Source organism: Pantoea endophytica (assembly GCF_002858935.1).
Classification (GTDB): domain Bacteria; phylum Pseudomonadota; class Gammaproteobacteria; order Enterobacterales; family Enterobacteriaceae; genus Pantoea; species Pantoea leporis.
Map to the genome: position 1 here is coordinate 444,844 of NZ_PJRT01000009.1, position 22,701 is coordinate 467,544.

General features: G+C 57.4%; 18 protein-coding genes. 10 read left to right on the forward strand and 8 right to left on the reverse strand.

All coding sequences use genetic code 11. The features are described from left to right. Positions 1 to 44: 44 nt before the first annotated feature. Positions 45 to 1,169 carry an ROK family transcriptional regulator gene (locus PZBJ_RS09985; RefSeq protein ID WP_101762345.1) on the reverse strand — a complete coding sequence of 375 codons (1,125 nt, stop codon included), beginning with the start codon at positions 1,167 to 1,169 and terminating at the stop codon, positions 45 to 47. Positions 1,170 to 1,187: 18 nt separating this feature from the next. After that, positions 1,188 to 2,066: a glucosamine kinase nucleotide-binding domain-containing protein gene (locus PZBJ_RS09990; protein WP_206098208.1), complete on the reverse strand. Its 879-nt coding sequence runs from the start codon at positions 2,064 to 2,066 to the stop codon at positions 1,188 to 1,190. Positions 2,067 to 2,333: 267 nt separating this feature from the next. Here PZBJ_RS09990 and PZBJ_RS09995 point away from each other — a divergent pair, with 267 nt between their 5' ends. Then, complete coding sequence (locus tag PZBJ_RS09995; RefSeq protein ID WP_101762347.1) at positions 2,334 to 3,494, forward strand: Gfo/Idh/MocA family protein; 1,161 nt, start codon at positions 2,334 to 2,336, stop codon at positions 3,492 to 3,494. 64 nt (positions 3,495 to 3,558) lie between these two features. Here PZBJ_RS09995 and PZBJ_RS10000 read toward each other — a convergent pair whose 3' ends face one another. Continuing rightward, positions 3,559 to 4,797: an MFS transporter gene (locus PZBJ_RS10000; RefSeq protein ID WP_101762348.1), complete on the reverse strand. Its 1,239-nt coding sequence runs from the start codon at positions 4,795 to 4,797 to the stop codon at positions 3,559 to 3,561. Positions 4,798 to 5,216: 419 nt separating this feature from the next. Between PZBJ_RS10000 and PZBJ_RS10005 the strand changes: the two genes are divergently transcribed. Next, a complete protein-coding gene (locus PZBJ_RS10005) occupies positions 5,217 to 5,816 on the forward strand; it encodes a hypothetical protein (RefSeq protein ID WP_101762349.1) in 600 nt (199 codons plus the stop codon). Positions 5,817 to 6,100: 284 nt separating this feature from the next. Next, entirely contained in the window at positions 6,101 to 8,491 is a 2,391-nt protein-coding gene (locus PZBJ_RS10010; RefSeq protein WP_101762376.1) for a glucose/quinate/shikimate family membrane-bound PQQ-dependent dehydrogenase, read from the forward strand. Between the two features lie 186 nt (positions 8,492 to 8,677). On the opposite strand, the gene PZBJ_RS10015 is transcribed toward PZBJ_RS10010, so the two are convergent. From PZBJ_RS10015 to PZBJ_RS10025, 3 genes are all read right to left on the reverse strand, one after another. After that, positions 8,678 to 9,889, reverse strand: a complete 1,212-nt coding sequence (locus PZBJ_RS10015; protein WP_101762350.1) for an MFS transporter — start codon at positions 9,887 to 9,889, stop codon at positions 8,678 to 8,680. 112 nt (positions 9,890 to 10,001) lie between these two features. Next, positions 10,002 to 10,892: a LysR family transcriptional regulator gene (locus tag PZBJ_RS10020; protein WP_101762351.1), complete on the reverse strand. Its 891-nt coding sequence runs from the start codon at positions 10,890 to 10,892 to the stop codon at positions 10,002 to 10,004. Between the two features lie 175 nt (positions 10,893 to 11,067). Next, positions 11,068 to 11,436 (reverse strand): helix-turn-helix domain-containing protein, encoded by a 369-nt coding sequence (locus PZBJ_RS10025; protein ID WP_101762352.1) that lies wholly within the window; start codon positions 11,434 to 11,436, stop codon positions 11,068 to 11,070. Between the two features lie 165 nt (positions 11,437 to 11,601). Here PZBJ_RS10025 and PZBJ_RS10030 point away from each other — a divergent pair, with 165 nt between their 5' ends. From PZBJ_RS10030 to PZBJ_RS10040, 3 genes are all read left to right on the forward strand, one after another. Beyond that, positions 11,602 to 12,261 (forward strand): response regulator, encoded by a 660-nt coding sequence (locus PZBJ_RS10030; RefSeq protein ID WP_008105599.1) that lies wholly within the window; start codon positions 11,602 to 11,604, stop codon positions 12,259 to 12,261. Continuing rightward, positions 12,258 to 13,616 carry a sensor histidine kinase gene (locus PZBJ_RS10035; protein ID WP_101762353.1) on the forward strand — a complete coding sequence of 453 codons (1,359 nt, stop codon included), beginning with the start codon at positions 12,258 to 12,260 and terminating at the stop codon, positions 13,614 to 13,616. The genes PZBJ_RS10030 and PZBJ_RS10035 overlap by 4 nt, the downstream gene beginning before the upstream one ends. A gap of 388 nt (positions 13,617 to 14,004) precedes the next feature. Next, complete coding sequence (locus PZBJ_RS10040; RefSeq protein WP_101762354.1) at positions 14,005 to 14,871, forward strand: nucleoside-specific channel-forming protein Tsx; 867 nt, start codon at positions 14,005 to 14,007, stop codon at positions 14,869 to 14,871. 166 nt (positions 14,872 to 15,037) lie between these two features. Here PZBJ_RS10040 and yjdN read toward each other — a convergent pair whose 3' ends face one another. Next, on the reverse strand, positions 15,038 to 15,469 hold the full coding sequence (yjdN, locus tag PZBJ_RS10045; RefSeq protein WP_101762355.1) for a VOC family metalloprotein YjdN: 432 nt from the start codon (positions 15,467 to 15,469) through the stop codon (positions 15,038 to 15,040). A 78-nt stretch (positions 15,470 to 15,547) separates the two neighbouring features. Beyond that, a complete protein-coding gene (locus PZBJ_RS10050) occupies positions 15,548 to 16,450 on the reverse strand; it encodes a LysR family transcriptional regulator (protein WP_101762356.1) in 903 nt (300 codons plus the stop codon). 113 nt (positions 16,451 to 16,563) lie between these two features. Here PZBJ_RS10050 and PZBJ_RS10055 point away from each other — a divergent pair, with 113 nt between their 5' ends. The 4 genes from PZBJ_RS10055 (at position 16,564) to PZBJ_RS10075 (ending at position 22,666) form a co-directional block, all read left to right on the forward strand. After that, positions 16,564 to 17,877, forward strand: a complete 1,314-nt coding sequence (locus tag PZBJ_RS10055) for an amidohydrolase (RefSeq protein WP_101762357.1) — start codon at positions 16,564 to 16,566, stop codon at positions 17,875 to 17,877. Beyond that, positions 17,874 to 19,319 (forward strand): M20 family metallopeptidase, encoded by a 1,446-nt coding sequence (locus tag PZBJ_RS10060; protein WP_101762358.1) that lies wholly within the window; start codon positions 17,874 to 17,876, stop codon positions 19,317 to 19,319. Before PZBJ_RS10055 ends, PZBJ_RS10060 begins: the two co-directional genes overlap by 4 nt. Before the next feature lie 209 nt (positions 19,320 to 19,528). Beyond that, positions 19,529 to 21,049 (forward strand): p-aminobenzoyl-glutamate transporter, encoded by a 1,521-nt coding sequence (gene abgT, locus PZBJ_RS10070; protein ID WP_101762360.1) that lies wholly within the window; start codon positions 19,529 to 19,531, stop codon positions 21,047 to 21,049. A 189-nt stretch (positions 21,050 to 21,238) separates the two neighbouring features. Then, positions 21,239 to 22,666, forward strand: coding sequence for an MFS transporter (locus PZBJ_RS10075; RefSeq protein WP_101762361.1), 1,428 nt, complete (start codon positions 21,239 to 21,241; stop codon positions 22,664 to 22,666). Positions 22,667 to 22,701: the final 35 nt, after the last annotated feature.

Below are 22,701 nucleotides of genomic sequence, written 5' to 3' on the forward strand. Positions count from 1 at the left end.
AATCGCGCCGCGACGGAATGGGCGGGGATTTATCGCGTGATTCATTATTGCGGTGCGATCTCTTCATCAGCCTGTGCGGCCAACAAATCCAGCAGCTTATTCACCGCAAACCCGGCCGCGCCCTGCGCCCACATGCGGTTGGATTCCGTAAGGAACTGCAGCGGCGTCATGTGCGGCGTCAGCTTCAAACGGTAAGTCTGGAAACTCTGCGTAACGTGGTCGAGCAAAATGCGCGAAGCCATTTGCGGCTCCATCGCCAGATATACCACGTCCGGATCGTAAGCCACCGACAGATTCGCCAGCGACATCCCCAGATGCTGCCCGGCCTCGGCCAGCGCGCTCAGCACCTCCGGCGTTGGACGCACATCGAGATCGCGCAGCGTATGCGGCACCTCTTCTTTGGTGGTGGCCACCACGCGCTGCAGAATCGCCTGCGACGACGCCACATCCTCCAGCAGACGCTCAGAACCATCGCCCAGCAGCGACACGCCAATCTCCCCTGCTTTGCCGTGACGACCACGATAAAGCTGGCGATCGAGCAGAATCCCCGCGCCGATGCCTTTGCCGAACGTAGCTATCACCGCCGACTGCGCATGACCGAGCTGACCAAACACCAGCGCCGCCATCGCCAGCGCGTTGGCGTCATTTTCAATAAATACCGGCAGCGAGAAGCGCTCTTCCAGCAGACGGGCAATCGGCACGTTATCCCAGCCCAGCGCGCGTGACAGCACGCAAACGCCATTGCTGGCATCGACCAAACCCGACAGCGCCAGACCAATCGCCCCAACCTTTTTGCCCTCAACGCCACGCAAAAACTTCGCCAGCGCATCGCCGAGCTGTTTGGGCGTCATCGCGCCGGAAGGAATTTGCTGCTCGCCGATGATGTTGCCGCTGAGATCGGTCAGCACCATCAGGTTGCGTTCGGCATTAAGCTGAATCCCCACCACGCTGGCGTGATCCGGATTGAGGCCGAGCAGCGTTTTGGGCCGTCCCATCGAGACGCGACGTAGCCCCAGCTCCTGCACGATGCCGCCGGTCAGCAGACGATTGGTGGCTTGCGACACCGTCGACATGCTCAGGCCGCTGCGCACTTTGAGATCGGATTGACTAATAGGCGCATTTTCGACAATCAGCCGCAGAATGCGCGCGGTTACGTTGGGAGCGCTCATGAGCCTCTTTATCTGAAGTTAAGCGGGAAGTGTCAGGCTGAACTGCGTGGCAAGGCGAAGCGCACCGCTCAGCGCATCGCCCTGCGGCGGCACCAGCAGCGCGGCGATATCCGCCGGTAGCCACGCCTGAATGGGCGCGGCTAATCCGCCCATCAAAGCCAGCTTGCCGTGGCTGCGCGCCAGCAGCGGCTGCACCATCTGCACGATATCCGCGGCGGATTGCTGCACCAGCGCTGTGCCGTGCACATCGCCCTGCTGCGCGGCAGCGAACACCTCAGGCACCACGCGGCCCCAATCAGCGGGTGTCGCCTGTTTCGACCACATCAGCAGCTGTTCCGGACTGTTTTGATAGCTTGCCATGATGCGCTGCGTTAACGCCGAGGTGGGCACAATCTCTTCGTGCGCCAGCAGCGCCAGCCGCAGCGCGCGTTGGCCGAGAATCGCCCCCGAACCGGCATCTGACAGGGCAAAACCCCAGCCGCCGAGCAGCGTGAAGTGCGTGCCATCCCAGGCCGCGCCCTGGCTGCCAGTGCCAATAATAAACACCGCGCCTGGCGCACCGGCGTGCGCACCGGCACAGGCGATTTCGACATCGGTAAACAGATAGCGCGCCTGACAGCGTGGCTGCCAGCTGGCGAGACGGCTTTGCACCGAGGCGACGTTCGCGCCCGCCAAACCGGCGACGATCACCGTGCGGTCGCGCGCTTCAGCGAGTAAATTCGCCTGCGTAAACAGATCGTCAATGACCTGATCAATGGCCATGATGGCGGCATCAAACTGCGACCAGACGTTAGCGGGACCGCCTTTGGCTTCCGCCAGCAGGCGTCCGGCGCTGTCGGTCAGGCGTCCACGACAGTGCGTACCACCGCCATCAATACCCAGCATTAGTGATTGCACGCGCTTCCTCCTGCCAGCCCGAAACGGTATGACGCTTATAGATGTGCGAAAGATAGGGGAAAAAAACTTAAATCGCAATAATAAATAAATAGGCAATCCATATAGTTAATTAAAATAGATATAAATCATATAAATAACAATTTTTCACCAATTGAGATCCGCCACACGGATTGACATTAGTTTTTCTGTCGTAATAAGTTAGCGGTCAGATTATCAGCAGCCTGACAGGTCGGGCGGCTTAAAGGCAACGGGCTTCAGGGGTACAACATGAAAGTGGGCATTATTGGTCTGGGCTTTCGGCTTTCCCATGTGGTGAAAGAGTTCAACAAAGCCGACACAGCGTTTTCCGTGGTGGGTTATGTCGATCCGGCTCCGGCGGGATTACCGAATCTGCACAGCTTTGGCATCGACGCGGGCACCGCGTTTGCTAGCGTGGATGCGCTGTTGCAACACGGCGGCTTTGATCTGCTGCTGGTGGGTTCGCCGAACTTTATGCACCTTGAACACATTCGTCAGGGCTTAGCGGCGGGCTACACGGTGTTCACCGAGAAGCCGGTGGTGATCAACGAAGAGCAGACCATGGCGATGGCGCAGCTGGTGCAGCAATATGGTCACGAGCGCATTCTGGTCGGTTTGGTGTTGCGCTACTCGCCGCTCTATCGCGACCTGCTCACCGCGCGTGATGAAAATCGCCTCGGCGAAATCACCTCAATTGAAGCCACCGAACACATCAAGCCGTATCACGGTGCGTTCTTCCAGCGCGACTGGCGCCGTCTGGAGAAGTACGCCGGCCCGTATATTCTGGAAAAATGCTGCCACGATATCGATCTTTATCAGGGTCTGGTCGGCGAGCGTCCGGTTCGTGTTGCCAGCTTTGGCGGACGCAAAAACTTCACCCCGCAGCACGCGCCTAAAGGTGCGGTAACAGCACAGTCAGAGGTGTATCACGTTAAACCGAGCGGCTGGTCGAGTACCGATGCGGTGTTTGACGGCGATGCCGACATCGTCGATTACCAAACCGCACTGATTGAGTATGCCGGTGGCGCGACCCTCGCCTTCCACGCCAACCTTAATGTACCGGATGAGTTCCGCCGCTTCTGCGTGATGGGCACCGATGGCATGGCCGAAGGTGACTTCGTGCGTAACTACTTCCGCGTGCACAACGCGCGCACCGGTGCGCGCGAAGTGGATACCGAGTATGACGGCAACGCCTATGACGGGCATTACGGCGCAGATGCGCTGATGGCCGAAGAGATTGTGAAACACATTACACAGGGAACGCCGCTGAAGGTTTCAGTGGTGGACGCATTGGAAGCGGGCCTCACTGCGATCAAAATCGATGAAGCGCGAAAATCGAAAACCGTGGTGGATATGACGGAGAGTTGGAAAAAATTTGACGCCAACCTGGGGAAAGCAGCAATCGCGTAAGACACGCGCAATAAATTGCGCCGCTACAAACCGTAGCGGCGCGATTCATCGCGCGATGTTGAAGTTAGGTAACGGTTTCGTTTTCCAGCTTCTGCCGCTTACGCAGATGCGGGAAAATCGTCATCCACACGCCCACCACGATCAGCGTGCCGATGCCGCCAATCGCCGCCGCGGGCACTGCGCCCATCCATGCCGCCAGTAAACCTGACTCAAACTCGCCGAGCTGATTCGAGGTATTAATGAAGATGGCGTTGACCGCATTCACGCGGCCACGCATGTCATCCGGCGTATCGAGTTGCACCAGCGCGCCGCGAATCACCATGCTGACCATATCGAAGCCGCCCAATGCCGCCAGCGCGATCACCGACAGCCACAGCTGCGTGGAGAGCGCGAACACCAGCGTCGCCACGCCAAAACCGGCCACCGAGCCGAACATGATCATGCCGACGTTCTTTTCCAGCTTGTGACGACTCAGCCACACGCCAACCAGCAGCGCACCGACCGACGGCGCGCCGCGCAGGATGCCCAAGCCCCACGGCCCGGTATGCAGGATATCTTGCGCGAAGATCGGCAGCAGCGCGGTGGCGCCACCTAGCAGCACGGCAAACAGATCGAGTGAAATCACGCCGAGCACATCTTTGCGATCGCGGATAAAGCGCACGCCCGCAAACAGGTTCGGCAGATTCATCGGCAAGCGCGCCTGCGGCGGCCGCTCATAGCGCAGTCGGCTCACCAGCACGATGGAGAACAGATAGAACAGCGCCGAGACGCCATACACCACTTCCGGACCGGCGACATAAAGGAAGCCACCGAGCGTTGGGCCGATAATCACCGCCGCCTGTCCGCCCACCGAACTGGCGGCCATGGCGCGCGCCAGAATCGGCGGCGGCACCAGCGCCGGCAGCATCGAGGTAATCGCTGGCCACTCAAGCGCCTTGGCGACGGAGATCAGAAACACCAATCCCCAAATCTCGATCTTGCCCGCCCAGTTCATCAGCGTGAGCGCAACCAGCCCCAGCAGCGCCAGCCACTCAATAAATTGTCCGAGCAATACGATACGACGACGGTCAAGCTGATCGGCCAGATGCCCGGCGGGCAGCGCCAGCAGTACAGAAGGCAGAAACTGCATCAGACCGATCATGCCGAGCGCCATCGCGCTGTGGGTCAGCGCGTAGATTTGCCAGCTGACCGCGACCGAAAACATTTGAAAACCAAACGATGAACAGGTGCGCGCCAGCCAAAAGGCGACAAACGACCTGTGCCGCAGCAATGAATCCTCTGCTGCGGAGACTGGAGAACCCATAGTTTTATCCCATCCTAAACAATTACATCGGTTAGCGTCGTTGCACTAACCTGGTGAAAAGCCACGTTGCGGCTTCCGCTTTATTTTTTCAGGCCACAGAGTGCGGCATCTTACTGAGCCAGGCAATGGCTAGCCGTGCTGTTTAAAAACAGAAGCTTATCCAAAAATTAGCTAAGCATGGAGCTCTTAATATTAGCAGGCTGATGATTATGAGATGAAAATATCCAAAAGTTTCCCAATATGGCAATAGCCGATTAATTCATCCTGCTCAGCGCCTAATATCTCTCTATCAGTGACAGTTAAAAAAAGGTGATCTTGATAAACAAAACGATCTATATTGACTGTGTTTAGATTTCATTATCCCGCCGTCCTTATAATAATTAAGACGCTCCAGTTAATTAATTTATTCACAGAGATAAATGGAAAACAGTTCTTATAATCCTTATGTTACTGAGCGCATCCATCGCTTCGACGGGGCGCTAGCTGGCGTGTGTTATTCAGCCCCCTTTATGCATTGCGAACAGGAAAACACAGCAATACTTAATGGACACAACATAATTTCGCTGCATAATCAGTTGCCGGATACACCCGAATTAATAATCATCCCGTTAACGGGAAATAACCTTATGCGTTTTTTACAGGATCCGGAAATTTATTCCAGCCTGCAGGATGAGAATGTACAGCTGGCAATCAATTATGCCGATTTAGTTCAGCAAGATAGTGCTTTACGTAGGGCCGCAGAGCGTTTCTCATTTTGGCTCTATGATTTGGCACCGCCCGGCACCTGCTGGAAGAATATCGCTGCGTTTCCATTTAGCGGTATTGCGCTGACCGACGAGTTTTTTCACGATAATTATCTCAAGTTCAGCTTTCCTTTTCTGCTGGAATCCTGTCGTGAAAGAGAAGTGGAAGTAATATTACGCACGCCACAGTTAACGTTGCCCGCTGAGCACTATGCGCAACTTAATTTGAGCGGCTGGCAGGAACAACACACCAGCAGCACGCTGTTTGAAGGGTAAACGTTTACACAATGTGTTGCTCTTAGGTGTTGTGGCCCGATCTAACCGGACATAACACCTTTATTCCCTCATAAAATGTCGCAGTACTTCCCTTCAACGAGTGCAAAGCACTAAAAATATCAAACCCTTTAACGTTTTTAAGATAAAATTTAACGCAAAGGGAACATCTCGCCGCACGGAAAGCGTCGCTCGAACCGTTTCGTTATTTCGTACTCTATGTCGGGAAGCAACCCAACGCGTTGTTTCCTTTTTAGTTTTTAATGGCAAAGAAAGAGGTCAATATTATGGGGAAAGCTTCCTCATCTTTTGGCGTAATCCGTTTTCTCACAGTGCTGTTTGCACTGCTGACGGGCGCGTTTATGCTGGTTGGTGGCGTTTGGTTAGCCGCCATTGGTGGTTCCTGGTACTACGTTATTGGCGGTGTGGTCATGTTGATCACCGCTATTCTGCTGTGGCGCCGTAGCGGCTCAGCATTACTGCTGTACGCATTGCTGCTGTTGGCAACGCTGGTGTGGGGCGTGTGGGAAGTCGGTTTCGACTTCTGGGCGCTGGCACCGCGTACCGATGTGCTGGTGATCTTCGGCATCTGGCTGATTCTGCCGTTTGTGTATCGCGGTCTAAATAATGCCGGCAAAGGCGCTCTGGCGCTGCTGTCAGTGGCGCTGCTTGCCAGCGTACTGGTGCTGGCGTGGGCGGTATTCCACGATCCGCAAGAGCTGAACGGTGAAATTCCAGCGACAGCAGCCAATGCTCCGCAGGCACAGCCGCTGAGCAACATCGCTGATGCTGACTGGCCGGCGTATGCGCGTGACCAGCAAGGCACCCGCTTCTCCCCGCTGAAGCAGATCAACACCGGTAACGTTAAAGAGCTGCAGGTTGCCTGGCAGTTCCAGACCGGCGATTTGAAGACGCCAAACGATCCGGGCGAAATCACCGATGAAGTCACGCCAATCAAAATCCGTGACACCCTGTATCTCTGCTCACCGCACCAGATTCTGTTTGCGCTGGATGCCAAAACCGGTAAGCAGAAGTGGAAATTTGATCCGGGCCTGAAGCCGAATCCAACCTTCCAGCACGTGACCTGCCGTGGCGTTTCTTACCACGAAGTGCCTGCTGCGGCCGATGCGGCCAATACCCAACCTGCGCTGTGCTCACGCCGCATTTACCTGCCGGTGAATGATGGCCGCATGTTCGCGCTGGATGCGGAAACCGGTGAACGTTGTGCTGCCTTTGGCAACAACGGTGAACTGGATCTGCAGCACAAGCAGCCGGTATTGACGCCAGGCCAGTATGAGCCGACGTCGCCGCCGGTCATCACCGACACCACCATCGTGGTCGCGGGTGCGGTCACCGATAACTACTCTACCCGTGAGCCGTCAGGCGCCATCCGTGGCTTCGACGTTAACACCGGTAAACTGCTGTGGGTGTTCGATCCGGGTGCCAAAGATCCAAACGCGATTCCAGCGGATGAACACAGCTTCACCATGAATTCACCGAACTCATGGGCACCGGCGGTGTACGATCCGAAACTGGATATCGTTTACCTGCCGATGGGTGTGTCAACGCCAGATATCTGGGGCGGCAACCGCACACCAGAGCAGGAACGTTATGCAAGCAGCGTACTGGCGCTGAACGCCACCACCGGTAAACTGGTGTGGTCGTATCAGACCGTGCATCACGACCTGTGGGATATGGACCTGCCGTCGCAGCCGACGCTGGCCGATATCACGACTAAAGATGGCAAAACCGTACCGGTGATTTATTCACCGGCGAAAACCGGTAACATCTTTGTCCTGGATCGTCGTACCGGTGAGCCGGTTGTCCCTGCGCCAGAAACTCCGGTTCCACAGGGTGCCGCTAAAGGTGACCACGTTGCGCCTACTCAGCCGTACTCCGAACTGACCTTCCGTCCGAAACAGAATCTGACGGACAAGGACATGTGGGGCGCGACGATGTACGACCAGCTGGTGTGCCGCGTGATCTTCAAGCGTCTGCGCTATGAAGGTCCGTTCACCCCGCCGTCTGAGCAAGGTACGCTGGTGTTCCCAGGCAACCTTGGCATGTTCGAATGGGGCGGTATCGCAGTTGACCCACATCGTCAGATTGCGATTGCTAACCCAATGGCGCTGCCGTTTGTGTCCAAGCTGGTTCCGCGCGGTCCGGGCAACCCGATCGAGCCACCGGCTGACGACAAAGGTGGTTCAGGTACCGAAACCGGTATCCAGCCACAGTACGGCGTACCGTACGGCGTGGAGCTGAATCCGTTCCTGTCACCGTTTGGTCTGCCATGTAAACAACCGGCGTGGGGCTATGTCTCCGCAGTTGATCTGAAGACCAACGAAACCGTGTGGAAAAAACGCATTGGTACGGTCCGCGATAGCGCGCCAGTGCCGCTGCCGTTCAAAATGGGTATGCCAATGCTGGGCGGCCCAATCACCACCGCCGGTAACGTGTTCTTCATTGGTGCCACCGCAGATAACTACCTGCGTGCGTTCGACACCAATACCGGTGAAATGCTGTGGCAGGCACGTCTGCCAGCAGGCGGCCAGGCAACGCCGATGACCTATGAAGTGGATGGCAAGCAGTACGTTGTTATCGCTGCCGGTGGTCACGGTTCGTTTGGCACCAAGCTGGGCGATTATGTGATTGCTTATGCACTGCCTGATGCGAAGTAAGTTTTCGCGTTGATGTGTTGATGTAATGAAAAGGCGGACTGCGAAGTCCGCCTTTTTTTATGCTCAATGTTTTGTTATTGCACACTTCGTAGCGGCGCGATTCATCGCGCATATCAATGGCGGCTCGACGCCCATCCAGGCATTGCGCAATAAATTGCGCCGCTACGGTATGTGCGGGTTTTAACTTCAACGCTTGCGCAGCACCCGGGCATTTAACAGCGCGCACAGCGCCATGATCACACAGGTCGCCATAAACACCGGCCGCATACCAAACGCGCCGCCAATAAAGCCGCCGAACAGCGGACCTGAAACCTGACCGACATACTGCGCCGAGGTTGAATAACCCAGCATCTTGCCCACCTGCGACTGCGGCACGCTGTGACGAATCAGCGCGGTGACGCACGGCATCAATCCACCCAGCGCCATACCCATCAGAAAACGCAGCACCACCAATTGCCACGCTTCGCGGATAAACGCCTGCGGGATCAGCAGCAGCGCGCAGGCTATCAGCCCATACACCAGCACGCGACCATGCCCGACGCGATCGGCCAGCCGTCCCAGACGTGGCGCGGAAATAATGCTGCCGAGCGCGGCGGCGGCCATCACCAATCCGGCGGTGACGGTGATGGCGTGATCGCCGTTAACAAACTGGCCGATATACAGCGTGATGATCGGCTCAATCGACATATTGGCGAAAATCAGCAGCATGCCCGACAGCCACATTAGCCGCACCACCGGCAAATTGAGTGACTTCGCATCGTCAGCACTCTTCTGTGGGGTTTTCTTGCCAGAGGAGCGCGGCACCTCTTTCAGCAAAAAGGTCGTCGCGAGGAAGGCGAGAAAAATCACCGCGCCGGTCAGCCAGAAGGTGTGACGAATGCCAATCAGCGGCGGCAACACGCCGCCCAGCAGCGGCCCCACCACGTTGCCGGCCATAATGCCGGATGACAGCACGCCGAGCGCCCAGCCGGTTTGTTCTTTCGGCGTTTGCGCCGCCACCAGAATGGTCGATCCCGAGGCGTAGCCGCCGAGCAAACCCGCCAGCAAACGCAGCGCCACCAGCTGCCACGGCGCGGTGGCCATACCAATCAGCGACATGGCAATCGCCATGCCGAGGCTGGCGCGGATCAGCATCAGTTTGCGGCCATAGCGATCGGCCAGTTTGCCCCATAACGGCGCGGTCAGGGCGGCGCTGAGGAAGGTGGCGCCGTAGGCCGCACCCGACCAGCGCGCAATCGCCGCGGGTTCCTGCACGCCGAGTTGCTGCACGTAGAGCGGCAGAAACGGCAACAGCAGCGTCATCGCCACAATGGTGCTGAACGAACCCAGCACGCAGACACACAAATTTCGCTTCCAGTGTTGCTGTTCGGGCGCTAACGCGAGTGGAGGTTGCTGCATGGTGATATCCCTGTTTTTTGCTTTTTTAGCAGGCTAACAGTGACGTTGCGCAGAAAACAGAGTAGCGCGGATAATTGCCAGGCGGCGCAGCATTGTTGCCAGATAACAACAATTACGCTGTACCAAGGGTGTTGATTAACGCATCGCACAGCATGGTGACCGGCGAAGAGGGTTGCGGCTGCTCTTTCAGCAACAGATAGCTGTGCAGGCGATCCATTTGCCAATCTGATAGCACCTGCTGGATTTCGCCGCGCGCTAAGGCATCTTGCGTCATATAAGCGGGCAGATAAGCGATGCCGGTGCCCGCCAGTGCGGCATTAAGCAGCGCCATGCTGTTGTTGGCGCGGAAACGGCTGTGCACATCCAGCGCCAGGCGCTGTTTATCACGGCGAAACGGCAGCGCGGCGGTGTGCGCCGGGCCGTGAAACAGCAGCAAGTCGTGACGCATCAGGCGGTCGGGATGATCGATGGGCGCATGCGCCGCCAGATAATCTGGCGTGGCGTACAAGCCCCAATCAATGCTGGCGAGTTCACGATAATTGGCCGCGTCGGGCGCACGCGCGCGGATCACAATCGCCACGTCGGCGCTGGGTTGCGGGTCATCGCTGGTGGTGAGGTCGAGATCGACGTTGATGTGAATATGGCGGCAAATAAAGTCATTCAGCGTGGGGACCACGCACTGACAGCCGTAGGTGATCGGCGCCTGCAAGCGCACATTGCCTGCGGGCAGTTGATGTACCTGCTGCACAAAGGCGTCCGCGCGATGCATCTCTTCCAGCATGCGCACGCAGAACGGATAGTAAGCCTGGCCGAGCTCCGTCAGCACCACTTTGCGCGTGGTGCGCTGCAACAGCTTGATGCCGAGGCGCACTTCCAGTCGCGCCACTTCACGGCTGACGTGCGATTTGGAGACGCCTAAGGTGCGTGCGGCTTCGCTAAAGCTTTGCCGTTCCACGACGCGTGCAAACAGCATCATGGCGGAGAGATTGTCGCTGTTATCCATGTTCTCTGGCAGTTAAGAGAGTGAGAACAGCAGCTTAAAAGCAAAAGGCGTCATTAGTCCATCAGCGTACATTTCGTAGCGGCGCGATTCATCGCGCTTATCAATGATGGCAACGAGCCCATCCAGATATTGCGCAATAAATTGCGCCGCTACGAATGATGCGCATAGGCATACATCAACTCGCCATCGCCAATGGGAACAATAAACGATCCGGCTCAACGCGACGCTGGCGGCGCAGCTGGCCTGGCGTCACCATGAAGTAGTTTTTGAAGGTGCGAGTATAAGCCTGCTGCGTATCGAAGCCGTAACTCATCGCCACCTGCAAAATCGCCTCATCGCTGTTAATCAGCGTCAGCGCAGATTCGGTTAACCGGCGCTGGCGAATGTACTCGGCCAGTGAAAAGCCGGTGTGCTGACGGAACAGACGTTGCAGATGCCAGCGGGAGTATCCCGAGCGGCGTGCGACTTCATCCAGATGCAGATCGTGCCCTAAGTTATTCTCTATCCAGTCCAGCAAACTACGGATAAATTCACGCTGATTCATGGGATTCTCCTGCGTTGGCAATATGTCCAGTGCCGCCACAATAGCGCGTTAAATTTATCCCTTAATTAGCAGAAAATTAGCGCAGAATTAGCAAGCGGGAAAACGGGTATAATTCTGGCCTAATTATCTGTCGCTACACTGCGTTCAGTTAAGTTGGAGGGCATCATGCGTGTGCTGCTGGTAGAAGATGACGAAATGATTGGCGCCAATCTGCAGCAAGCGCTGGAAGCAGCAGGTTGGTCGGTGGATTGGGTACGCGACGGCGTGTATGCCAGCAATGCCTGGGCTGAAGGCGGCTATACCTGCGTGTTACTGGATCTGGGCTTGCCGCGTGAAGATGGCCTGCAGGTGCTGCGTCGTGCGCGCACGCGCGGTGACATGACGCCGGTGCTGGTGCTCACCGCCCGCGATACCGTGCAGCAACGTATTCAGGGATTGGACAGCGGCGCTGACGACTATTTGCTGAAACCCTTTGATCTGCAAGAAGTGCTGGCGCGTATGCGCGCCATTACCCGCCGTCGCCACGGTGCAGCAGATTCTCTGCTCGGCAGCGGCGATGTGCAGATCGACATCATGACGCGCGAAGTGCTGTACAAAGGCCAGCGCGAACAGCTCACCGCACGCGAATATGCCCTGCTCTACGCCTTGCTGGAGCGGCCGGGCGCCATTCTTTCGCGCGAACAGTTAGAAAACCGCATTTACGGCTGGGGCGAAGAGGTCAGCAGCAACGCGGTGGATGTGCTGATCCACGGAATGCGTCGCAAACTGGATAACGAAGTGATCCGCAACGTACGCGGACTTGGCTGGCGGGTACCGGCAATATGAAACCTTTCACCTTTATGCGCTCGCTGCGTAACAAGCTGCTCGCCACGCTGGTGATTCTGCATCTGGCGATGATTGGCGGCGTCACCTGGTATTTCTATCACTGCTACGGCGACATGATGGGCACCATGAAAGACGACCAGCTCGCCAAGATCGCCGATGCGTGGGCCAGCAGCCAACGTATGCCGGCCCTAATGCCGATGGTGATGCATGAAGAGAAACTGAAAAGCACCTATATCGTTCAGCTGTGGGACGAAAGCAATCATCTGCGCGCCAGCTCCTGGCCGGGCCTGCATGCGCCATTGCAGCTGAAAAAAGGCTGGACCGATTTGAAAGTCGGAGACTGTGGTGACGACTGCGAATGGCGTGTTTACACGCGACCCGGCGAGCTGGGCAGTGAAATTGGCAACATTCAGGTGCTACACAATATCGGCTACATGAAAAGTATCATGGTCAAGCGAGCGCTCTCCGCCATCATTCCGCTGGTGCTGATGATGCCGCTCTCACTGATTGTGATATGGCTGGTGGTGCGCGCTATTACGCGCGATTTACGCGTGGCGTCGCGCCATATCGCAGCGCAGGAAACCCTGCATCCGCATAGCGTTTCACCTGATGGTTTACCGGATGAAGTGCTGCCGCTGGTGGCAGCTTACAACGCCTTGCTGGATCGACTGCGCGCGGCATGGTCATCGCAGCGCCAGTTCCTTGAAGATGCGGCGCATGAGCTGCGCACGCCGGTCACCGCCGTGACCTTGCAGCTGGAGAATCTGCGGCAACATATTCAACCCGGTGAAGCCAGCCGCCAGTTTGACCAGCTGGAAGCGGGCGTGACGCGCACGCGCCATCTGGTGACGCAGCTGCTGAATATCTCGCGTCAGGAAGATCAATCGGTGGTCGCCACAGTGGAAAACATCGAACTGGACGACCTGCTAAAAGAGAGCATTGAGCAGCTGATGGTGGTGGCGGATAAGCGCGGCATCGATATCGGCTTCAACGGCACCACACACTATCGTCTGCACGCCAGCCGCTCCGATCTGCGCAGCCTGTTCGATAACCTGATTGGCAATGCGATGCTGCATACGCCAGAAGGCAGTTTGGTCGATGTGCTGCTGCATCGCGTCGGCAATCACACCGTGGTGGATATCGTCGATAACGGTCCCGGCATGGCCGAATCCTTTATCGAGCGCGCCTTTGACCGCTTCACCCGTTCGCCGGATGTGCAGGCGCAAGGCAGCGGACTGGGCTTGTCGATTGTGCGCAGCGTAGCGCAGAAACATCAGATGCAGGTTGCGCTATCGAACCGCCACGATCCGCATGGCCAGATTGCCGGCCTGCAGGTGCGCGTGACATTGCCATAAACTTCACCGTGCCGTAGCGGCGTAATTTATTGCGCAAAGTTGCTGTGGGCACGGTGCGACATCAAAACAACGCGATAAATCGCGCCGCGACATCCCTTTCCTATATCAAACACGTTTCCTGCTGTACGCGACACGTAAACGGTTGCGGGGTTCCGTTCGCTACACGGGTTTAATGTGATAGCGATCACATTTTCAGTGAATCAAACTGCAACACTTTTTGACAAACGTGACCAAAATCTATTTTCTATGCCTCTGTTACAGGCACATTACGCAAGCTTGAAAATCTGGCGATGCAGACCGGATACGACAACTCACTGCCCATCCCCTGGGATCAATTTCACCCGATCGCGGCGACGGCCCGGCGATCAAAAGCATGTGGTTAACAATAATGAAATATAAAGCGTTGATAGCAGGGGCCTTATTGGCCAGCAGCTGGACTGGTGCGGCACAAGCAGCAGACAGCGATCCGCAGTACGTTTCTGACTGGTGGCATCAGAGCGTGAACGTGGTGGGCAGCTACCACACCCGTTTTGGACCCCAGTTCAACAACGACGTGTACCTGGAATATGAAGCCTTTGCCAAAAAGGATTGGTTCGATTTCTATGGTTACCTCGATCTGACCAACTTCTTCGGCGTGGGCAACAGCAACGCTAACGGCGTGTTCGACCACGGTTCGCCGATGTTCATGGAAATCGAGCCACGTTTCTCCATCGATAAGCTGACCGGCACCGATCTCTCTTTTGGTCCGTTTAAAGAGTGGTACTTCGCTAATAACTACATCTATGACATGGGTCGCAACAGCGATAACCGTCAGAACACCTGGTACATGGGTCTTGGCACCGACATCGATACGCACAGCGATATCGGCCTGTCGCTGAACGTTTACGCTAAATACCAGTGGGAAAACTACGGTGCGGCGAACGAAAACAGCTGGGATGGTTATCGCTTTAAGGTGAAATACTTTGTGCCGATTACCGATCTGTGGGGCGGCAAGCTGAGCTATATCGGCTTCACCAACTTCGACTGGGGTTCAGATCTGCGTGATAAGTCCGATCGTTCACGCACCAGCAACTCGATTGCGTCCAGCCACATTCTGTCGCTGAACTACGATCACTGGCATGTTTCTACTGTGGCGCGTTATTTCCACAACGGCGGCCAGTGGGCTGACGGCCAGGAGCTGAACTTCGGTAACGGCCCGTTTGAAGTGAAATCAACCGGTTGGGGTTACTATTTGGTGGTGGGTTACAACTTCTAAGTTGTTGGTTTCCCTCACCCCGGCCCTCTCCCGCAAGCGGGCGAGGGAGTAAATAGGCTCGATCGGTTCCCTTTCCCACCCGTGGGAGAGGAAATAATTCGCTTGATCGGTTCCCTCTCCCACCTGTGGGAGAGGGTTAGGGTGAGGGCCAGCGCGCACCCTCTACTCAAATCTGCGGCTTATACGCATTCACCATCCACGGCACGCCGAACTTATCGGTCAACATGCCAAAGCCATTAGCCCAAAACGTCGGTGCCCAGCTTTTCGTCACCTCACCGCCCGCTGACAACGCATCAAACCAACGCTTGCCTTGCGCTTCATCCGGCGTGGATAAACTCACGGCAAAACCGCCATACGCCGCCTGCGGTGCGCCGTCACTCATCATCAATTCACCCTGCCCGATACGCAGATGGGCATGCATGATCTGCTCCGGCGAAAAGCTCACGCCCGAGATACAACCTTCATCCTCCACCGGCGTTTCATCCGGCATATCGCCATAGGTCATCTTGAACAGCAGCTCGCCGTCGGTGGCATCGAGGTAGAAGGCAATCGCCTCTTCGCAGCGACCGCTGTAAAACACATACGGGGTAACTTGCATGGTCTGTTCTCCATAAAGGGAATGTCCACTGCAAGTGTAGTGCGCATTATTTAATCGGTTGCGAGCCGGGCCGCACTCTTACCTTTGCTGACAGTAGCGCCGGAACAGCTGCGCCATATAGGCACTCATCGGCGTCAACGCGGTGTCTTTGCGCTGAATAAGATAGAAAGTGGCTTTCGGTAAAGGTTCGTCGAGAACGAGAGAAATCAGCTGGCCGCCGTGCGTTGGATCTTCAATCACGTCGCGCGAAATAATGCTGACGAAATCGCTCTGCGCCACCAGGCTGGTGCAGGCCATAAAGGTCTCGCAGGTGACGACGATTTTCGGCGCCATGCCGCGCTCGCCAAACAGATCGTGTAGCAGCCGATAATAGCTCCCTTGCGGCGTCGGCATGGTCCAGTCGCAGTGCTGCAGCTCGGCCAGCGTGCGCGCATGCGCCATCGGATGCCCTTTGCGCATCACCACCTGATAATCGCGCTCCATCAGCCGTTCAAAAACTAACTCCTGATCGAGATGATTTTTATCGTAGGTATTGATGGTGAAATCCAGCTCGCCCTGACGCAGTTCATGCACCATCGAAACCAGCTGACCTTCAACAATCCGCACCTTGACCAGCGGATATTCGCGATGAAACTGATTGATCACCTGCGGCATGACGGTGCGCGCAATACTGCCACCCACGCCGATATTGACGCGCCCGCCGGCCAATCCCAGCCGCTGCTGAATATCTTCCTGCGCCACCCGCAACTCTTCCAGCACCAGGCTGGCATGCTTGAAAAAGTTATCACCGATATCAGTCAGCGTAACGCCCTGCTGTCGCCGCTCGAACAGGCGCGCGCCCAGCGCCAGCTCCAGTTCCTGGATCGCTTTGGTCAGCGCAGGCTGTGAAAGCCCGGACAAGCGGCTGGCGGCGCGGATGCTGCCCTGACGCGCCACAGCAACAAAAGCGCGCAGCTGATGAAGTTTGAGGTTCGCAGACATAGTTTGGTGATAACCGTTGTTTATCAGTAGCAAGATATTCGCATCTTATGCGCGGCAAAACCAATGTGTAGATTCGGATGAATGCATAAAAAACCAACACAAAGGAAATGCCGATGAAAACCCTTTCTGACCTCGTCAACGCGCGCATCCCACAGATGCAGGCCTGGCGACGCGATCTGCACCACTTTGCCGAATCGGGCTGGCTGGAGTTCCGCACCGCCACACTGGTGGCAGAAGAGCTGCATCGTCTTGGTTATCAACTCAAGCTGGGCCGCGAGGTGATCGATGCCGATTCGCGCATGGGATTGCCCTCTGATGAAGTGCTGGCGCAGCAGGAAGCGCGCGCGCTGGAACAAGGCGCGCTGCCGCAGTGGATTAAACACTTCTCCGGCGGATTTTGTGGCGTGGTCGCTACACTGGAAACCGGTCGTCCCGGCCCGGTAATGGGTTTCCGCGTGGATATGGATGCGCTCGATCAGAACGAAAGCCACGCCGCCGATCATCTGCCAACGCGCGAAGGCTTTGCCTCCTGCAATCCCGGCATGATGCACGCCTGCGGTCACGACGGCCACACCACCATCGGTTTGGCGCTGGCGGGCGTGTTGATGGAGATGAAAGCGCAGCTGAGCGGCACCATCAAAATCATTTTCCAGCCAGCGGAAGAAGGCGTACGCGGTGCGAAGGCGATGGTGGCCGCTGGCGTGGTGGATGATGTCGATCTGTTCACCGCCATTCATCTTGGTACCGGCGTGCCCGCCGGCGAAATCGTTTGTGGCAGCGACAGCTTCCTCGCCACCACCAAACTCGACGTCAGTTTCACCGGCGTCGGCGCGCACGCCGGCGGCAAACCAGAAGAGGGCCGCAACGCCCTGCTGGCGGCGGCGCAGGCCACGCTGGCGCTGCACAACCTGCCGCAGCACAGCGGCGGTGTGGCGCGCGTCAACGTCGGCGTATTGCAGGCCGGAACCGGACGCAACGTGGTGCCCGACTGCGCGCTGATGAAGGTGGAAACGCGCGGCGTCAGCAACCAGGTTAACGATGATATCTATCAGCAGGCGCTGCGCGTGATTGGCGGTGCGGCAGCAATGTACGGCGTGGAATATGAGGTCAAGCTGATGGGCGGCGCGCGCAGCTGCACGCCGAGCCCGCCGTGGGTGGCGTTCATCCACCAGCAGGCCGAGGCGCTGGGCATTTTCACCTCAGTGGTCGATACGAAACAGCAGGCGGCGGGCTCGGAAGATGCCACTTACATGCTGGAACGCGTGCAGCAGCGCGGCGGCCAATCCTCCTACGTGATTTTCGGCTGCGATCTGGCGGCGGGCCATCACAACGCGAAGTTCGATTTTGACGAAGCGATCATGGCGACCGCGGTGCAAACGCTGGCGACGCTGGCCCTTAATCACGCACAGTTTGGAGGCCAGCGATGAGCCACAGCGAATTTATCGATCGCTACATCAACCAAAACCAGCCGCGTTTTACCGCCCTCAGCGATGCCATCTGGGACGTACCGGAAACCCGTTTTGAAGAGACAAAGTCCTCCGCACTGCTGGCCGATGCGCTGGAGCAAGAAGGTTTTCGCGTGGAGCGCGGCGTCGGCAACATCGATACCGCGTTTATCGCCAGCATTGGCAGCGGCAAACCGGTGATCGCCATTCTCGGCGAGTTCGATGCGCTGGCCGGTTTAAGCCAGCAATCGGGGTGCGCCACGCCACAGCCGCTGGTGGAAAACGGCAACGGCCACGGCTGCGGACACAATCTGCTCGGCACCGCCGGTTTGGCCGCCGCTTTCGCCATCAAAGCCTGGTGGGCGCAACACGGCCAGCGCGGCACGCTGCGCTTTTACGGCTGTCCCGGCGAAGAAGGTGGCTCCGGCAAAACCTTTATGGTGCGCGAAGGCTTGTTCGACGATGTCGACGCGGCGGTGACCTGGCATCCCGAAGGTTTTAGCGGCATGTTCAACCTCAGCACGCTGGCCAATATTCAGGCCGCCTTCCGCTTTAAAGGCGTAGCGGCGCATGCGGCCAACTCACCGCATTTAGGGCGCAGCGCGCTGGATGCGGTGACGCTGATGAACACCGGCGCCAACTTTCTACGCGAGCACATCGTGCAGGAAGCGCGTCTGCACTACGCGGTGACCAATGCCGGCGGCGTCTCCCCCAATGTGGTGCAAGCCGATGCCGAAGTGCTGTACCTGATTCGCGCGCCGCAGCTCGATCAAGCGCAGGATATCTATCAGCGCGTCATCAACATCGCCAAAGGCGCGGCGCTGATGACCGACACGCAGATGACGGTGCGCTTCGATAAAGCCTGCTCCAATTACGTGCCGAATCGCGCACTGGAAAGCGTGATGGAGCGCTATTTGCATCAGTTTGGTTTGCCTGACTACAGTCAAGCGGAACAGGCGTTTGCCGCCGAGATGCGATCCACGCTGAGCAAAGACGATCTGCGTAACGCGCGTCTCAATGCGGCGCGCACCGGCGGTGAAGCGGGCGTTGCCTGGGCAGCGGCGCTGGGCGACAAGATTTTGATGGATGAAGTGGCGCCCTATGCGGTGACGCGCGAGATCCTTTACGGCTCAACCGACGTCGGCGATGTGAGTTGGGTGACGCCCACCGCGCAATGCTTTGCGCCCTGCTTCGCCTTCGGCACGCCGTTGCACACCTGGCAGCTGGTGGCGCAGGGCCGCACGTCCATTGCGCACAAAGGCATGTGTCTGGCCGCCAAAGTGATGGCCGCCACCGCGCTGACCTTGCTGCAGGATGACGCGGCGCTGGCGCGCTGCCGCGACGAGTTCCAGCGCGTACGCCGCGAGCAGCCTTACGTCTGCCCGATTCCAGCGGATGTCACACCGTCGAAGTTAACGTCCTAGGATTTACCTCTCGCGTTTATAAACGCGGGCAAAAAAAATATAAAAACTAAAGCCCAAAATAATTCGAGCTGCAGGAAGGCGGCAAGTGCGGGCATCCCCAGGAGCTTACTCAAGTAAGTGACTGGGGTGCACGCACGCAGCCAACGCACCTGCAGCTCGAAGTATGAAGGGCTTGCAAACACAATAAGACGACTAACGAGGATTGATCTATGGAAGCCACCACGGAGAACCGCAGCCCTGGAAAGCTGTTTAGCTGGATTGAACGCGTCGGCAACAAAGTGCCGAACCCGTTTTTACTGTTCGTCTATTTGATTGTGGTGCTGATGGTGGCCACCGCCGTGCTCAGCAGCCTCGACGTGGCGGTGAAAAACCCGGCCAACGGCGAGCTGGTGCGGGTGAATAACCTGCTGAGCGTGGCAGGGATTCAATGGATCCTGCCCAATATCATCAAAAACTTCAGTGGCTTCACGCCGTTGGGATCGATTCTGGCGCTGGTGATTGGTGCTGGCCTGGCGGAAAAAGTCGGCCTGCTGCAGTCGCTGATGGTGAAGATGGCTTCGCGCGTGAGCCGTCGCTACGCCAGCTACATGGTGCTGTTTATCGCCTTCTTCAGCCACATTTCGTCCGATGCCGCGCTGGTAGTAATGCCGCCGCTCGGCGCGCTGATCTTCCTCGCGGTGGGACGTCATCCGGTGGCGGGATTGATGGCGGCGATCGCGGGCGTGGCGTCCGGTTTTACCGCCAACCTGCTGATTGTCACCACCGACGTGCTGCTGTCCGGCATCAGTAGCGAAGCCGCCAAAGCGGTGAGCGACACCGTACACGTTAGCGTGATCGACAACTGGTACTTTATGGCCAGCTCGGTGATTGTGCTGACCATCGCCGGTGCGCTGCTAACCGATAAGTTTGTCGAGCCGCGCCTGCCCGCGTGGAACGGCGGCAATAGCGATCGTCTGCCGCCGCTCACCGCGCTGGAGAATCGCGGCCTGAAAGCCGCCGGCATCGCCGCGCTGGTGTTTATCGCGCTGATGGCGCTGCTGGTGGTGCCGGAACACGCGCCGCTGCGCAATCCGAAAACCGGCGGCATTATTCCGTCGCCGTTTATTCAGGGCATTGTGCCAATCATCATCCTGTTCTTCTTTGTGGTGGCGATTGCCTATGGCGCGGTAACCAAGCAGATTCGACGCGCGGATGATATCCCGCAGCTGCTGGTGGATCCGATGAAGAGCATGGCGGGCTTTATTGTGATGGTGTTTCCACTGTCGCAGTTCGTGGCCTTCTTCAACTGGAGCAACATGGGCAAGTTCATGGCCATCGGCCTGACCGATGTGCTGGAGAGCGCGGGCATCAGCGGCGCACCGGCGTTTATGGGCTTGATGTTCCTGTCGGCGTTCCTGTGCATGTTTATCGCCAGCGGCTCGGCGATCTGGTCGATTCTGGCGCCGGTATTTGTGCCGATGTTTATGCTGCTTGGCTTCCATCCGGCGTTTGCCCAGATGATCTTCCGCATCGCCGATTCTGCGGTGTTGCCGCTGGCACCGATGTCACCGTTCCTGCCGCTGTTCCTCGGCTTCCTGCAGCGCTATCAAAAAGATGCGCAACTGGGCACCTATTACGTGCTGATCTTCCCCTATCCGCTGGTGTTCTTCACCACCTGGATTGTGCTGCTGCTGGCGTGGTATGCGCTGGGTTTACCGATCGGTCCCGGCGTCTACCCAAGCCTGCACTAAGCCTGCGCCACGGATGGCGATCACTTTTCTGTGAACTGCAACGTATGTTGCCAAAATGTCACCGTCCCGCCTCTCGGCAACTCTCAGCGAATTTATTATCCTGCTATTCCTTCGCTTGCTAACGGTTAATTATTTTTAAAACCATCTCAGCCGTCAGCGGGTTCTGCAAACACCGAGGTATACATAATAATGACAACCATCACGTCGACAGGGATGGCGAACGATCACATGAGCGCGGATCGCCGTACCTTAGCCGGGCGCATTGATGCGCTGCCCTCGTCCGCCGGTCTCTGGCGCTTTATCACGCTGCTGGCGCTGGGCGGCTTCTTTGAGCTCTACGATCTGTTTGAAACCGGCTATATCAGCTCCGGCCTGGTGGCGGCGGGCGTGTTTCATACCGGTTCTGCGGGCGTGTTCGGCATCGCCGACCAGGCCGCATTTGCCTCGGCCACCTTCCTCGGTTTGTTTGTCGGCGCGAGTTTGCTTGCGCCCTACGCCGACCGTTTTGGTCGCCGCCTGACCTTTATGTGCGCGCTGGCGTGGTACGGCGCGTTTTCGCTGCTGATGGCGTTCCAGCAGAGCGCAGAGATGATTATCCTGTTCCGCTTCCTGGTCGGCATTGGCCTCGGCGTCGAGCTGGTGACCATCGATACCTATCTTTCCGAATGGGTGCCGGCGCATCTGCGCAGCCGCGCGTTCGCCTTCTCCTTCTTTATCCAGTTCCTGTCGGTGCCGACGGTGGCGCTGATGTCGTGGTGGCTGGTGCCGCAAACCATTCTCAGCCTCGAAGGCTGGCGCTGGGTGGTGATTGCCGGTGCGGTCTGCTCGCTGGTGATCTGGCTGATTCGAAAAAACCTGCCCGAATCGGCGCGCTGGCTGGCGCAACAAGGACGACATCAGGAAGCGCATCAGGTGCTGAGTGCGATGGAAAAGCGCTGTGGTATCGCTTCTCCCCTTCCCCCTGTTGCGGAGGAAGGCCGGGATGGGGGACAGTTCGCACCTGAGCAACCTAAGCAAGGGCGTTTCAGCGAGATTTGGGCACCGGCCTATCGCCAGCGCACGCTGATGCTGGTGGTGATGAACTTCTTTCAGGCGATCGGCTTTTTTGGCTTCGGCAACTGGCTGCCGGCGCTGCTGTCGGGCAAAGGCGCCACCGTCACGCACAGCCTGCTGTATGCGTTTTTCATTACGCTGGCCTACCCGCTCGGCTCGCTGATTTGCAGCCGCTACGCCGATAAGCTCGAGAATAAATGGCAGATCGTGTTTTCATCGCTGATGACGGTGGTGTTCGGCACGCTGTTTGCGTTTATGACCAATCCGGTGCTGATGATCATCTGCGGCTTCCTGATCACCTACAGCAACGCATGGCTAACCTTCAGCTATCACGCTTATCAGACCGAGATTTTCCCGACGCACATTCGCGCCCGCGCGGTGGGTTTCTGCTACTCGTTTAGCCGCCTGTCGACGGTGTTCAGCAGTATTTTGATTGGCCTTATTTTGCAGTATGCCGGCAGCCAGGGCGTGATCGCCTTTATCGTGCTAAGCATGCTGATTGTGATGCTGTCGGTGGGGATTTACGGGCCGAAAACCCGAGGGATGGATTTGGAGAATATTTGAAGACTAATAAAGAAATGGCGGCCAATATTGCCGCC

What these genes read in the sequence shown, in the direction of transcription:
- abgT (WP_101762360.1), top strand. Translation starts at nt 19,529, where the DNA reads ATGGAAGCCACCACGGAGAACCGCAGCCCTGGAAAGCTGTTTAGCTGG.
- PZBJ_RS09985 (WP_101762345.1), bottom strand. Translation starts at nt 1,169, where the DNA reads ATGAGCGCTCCCAACGTAACCGCGCGCATTCTGCGGCTGATTGTCGAA.
- PZBJ_RS10000 (WP_101762348.1), bottom strand. Translation starts at nt 4,797, where the DNA reads ATGGGTTCTCCAGTCTCCGCAGCAGAGGATTCATTGCTGCGGCACAGG.
- PZBJ_RS10025 (WP_101762352.1), bottom strand. Translation starts at nt 11,436, where the DNA reads ATGAATCAGCGTGAATTTATCCGTAGTTTGCTGGACTGGATAGAGAAT.
- PZBJ_RS10075 (WP_101762361.1), top strand. Translation starts at nt 21,239, where the DNA reads ATGACAACCATCACGTCGACAGGGATGGCGAACGATCACATGAGCGCG.
- PZBJ_RS10055 (WP_101762357.1), top strand. Translation starts at nt 16,564, where the DNA reads ATGAAAACCCTTTCTGACCTCGTCAACGCGCGCATCCCACAGATGCAG.
- PZBJ_RS10015 (WP_101762350.1), bottom strand. Translation starts at nt 9,889, where the DNA reads ATGCAGCAACCTCCACTCGCGTTAGCGCCCGAACAGCAACACTGGAAG.
- PZBJ_RS10035 (WP_101762353.1), top strand. Translation starts at nt 12,258, where the DNA reads ATGAAACCTTTCACCTTTATGCGCTCGCTGCGTAACAAGCTGCTCGCC.
- yjdN (WP_101762355.1), bottom strand. Translation starts at nt 15,469, where the DNA reads ATGCAAGTTACCCCGTATGTGTTTTACAGCGGTCGCTGCGAAGAGGCG.
- PZBJ_RS10010 (WP_101762376.1), top strand. Translation starts at nt 6,101, where the DNA reads ATGGGGAAAGCTTCCTCATCTTTTGGCGTAATCCGTTTTCTCACAGTG.
- PZBJ_RS09995 (WP_101762347.1), top strand. Translation starts at nt 2,334, where the DNA reads ATGAAAGTGGGCATTATTGGTCTGGGCTTTCGGCTTTCCCATGTGGTG.
- PZBJ_RS10030 (WP_008105599.1), top strand. Translation starts at nt 11,602, where the DNA reads ATGCGTGTGCTGCTGGTAGAAGATGACGAAATGATTGGCGCCAATCTG.
- PZBJ_RS10020 (WP_101762351.1), bottom strand. Translation starts at nt 10,892, where the DNA reads ATGGATAACAGCGACAATCTCTCCGCCATGATGCTGTTTGCACGCGTC.
- PZBJ_RS10050 (WP_101762356.1), bottom strand. Translation starts at nt 16,450, where the DNA reads ATGTCTGCGAACCTCAAACTTCATCAGCTGCGCGCTTTTGTTGCTGTG.
- PZBJ_RS10060 (WP_101762358.1), top strand. Translation starts at nt 17,874, where the DNA reads ATGAGCCACAGCGAATTTATCGATCGCTACATCAACCAAAACCAGCCG.
- PZBJ_RS10005 (WP_101762349.1), top strand. Translation starts at nt 5,217, where the DNA reads ATGGAAAACAGTTCTTATAATCCTTATGTTACTGAGCGCATCCATCGC.
- PZBJ_RS10040 (WP_101762354.1), top strand. Translation starts at nt 14,005, where the DNA reads ATGAAATATAAAGCGTTGATAGCAGGGGCCTTATTGGCCAGCAGCTGG.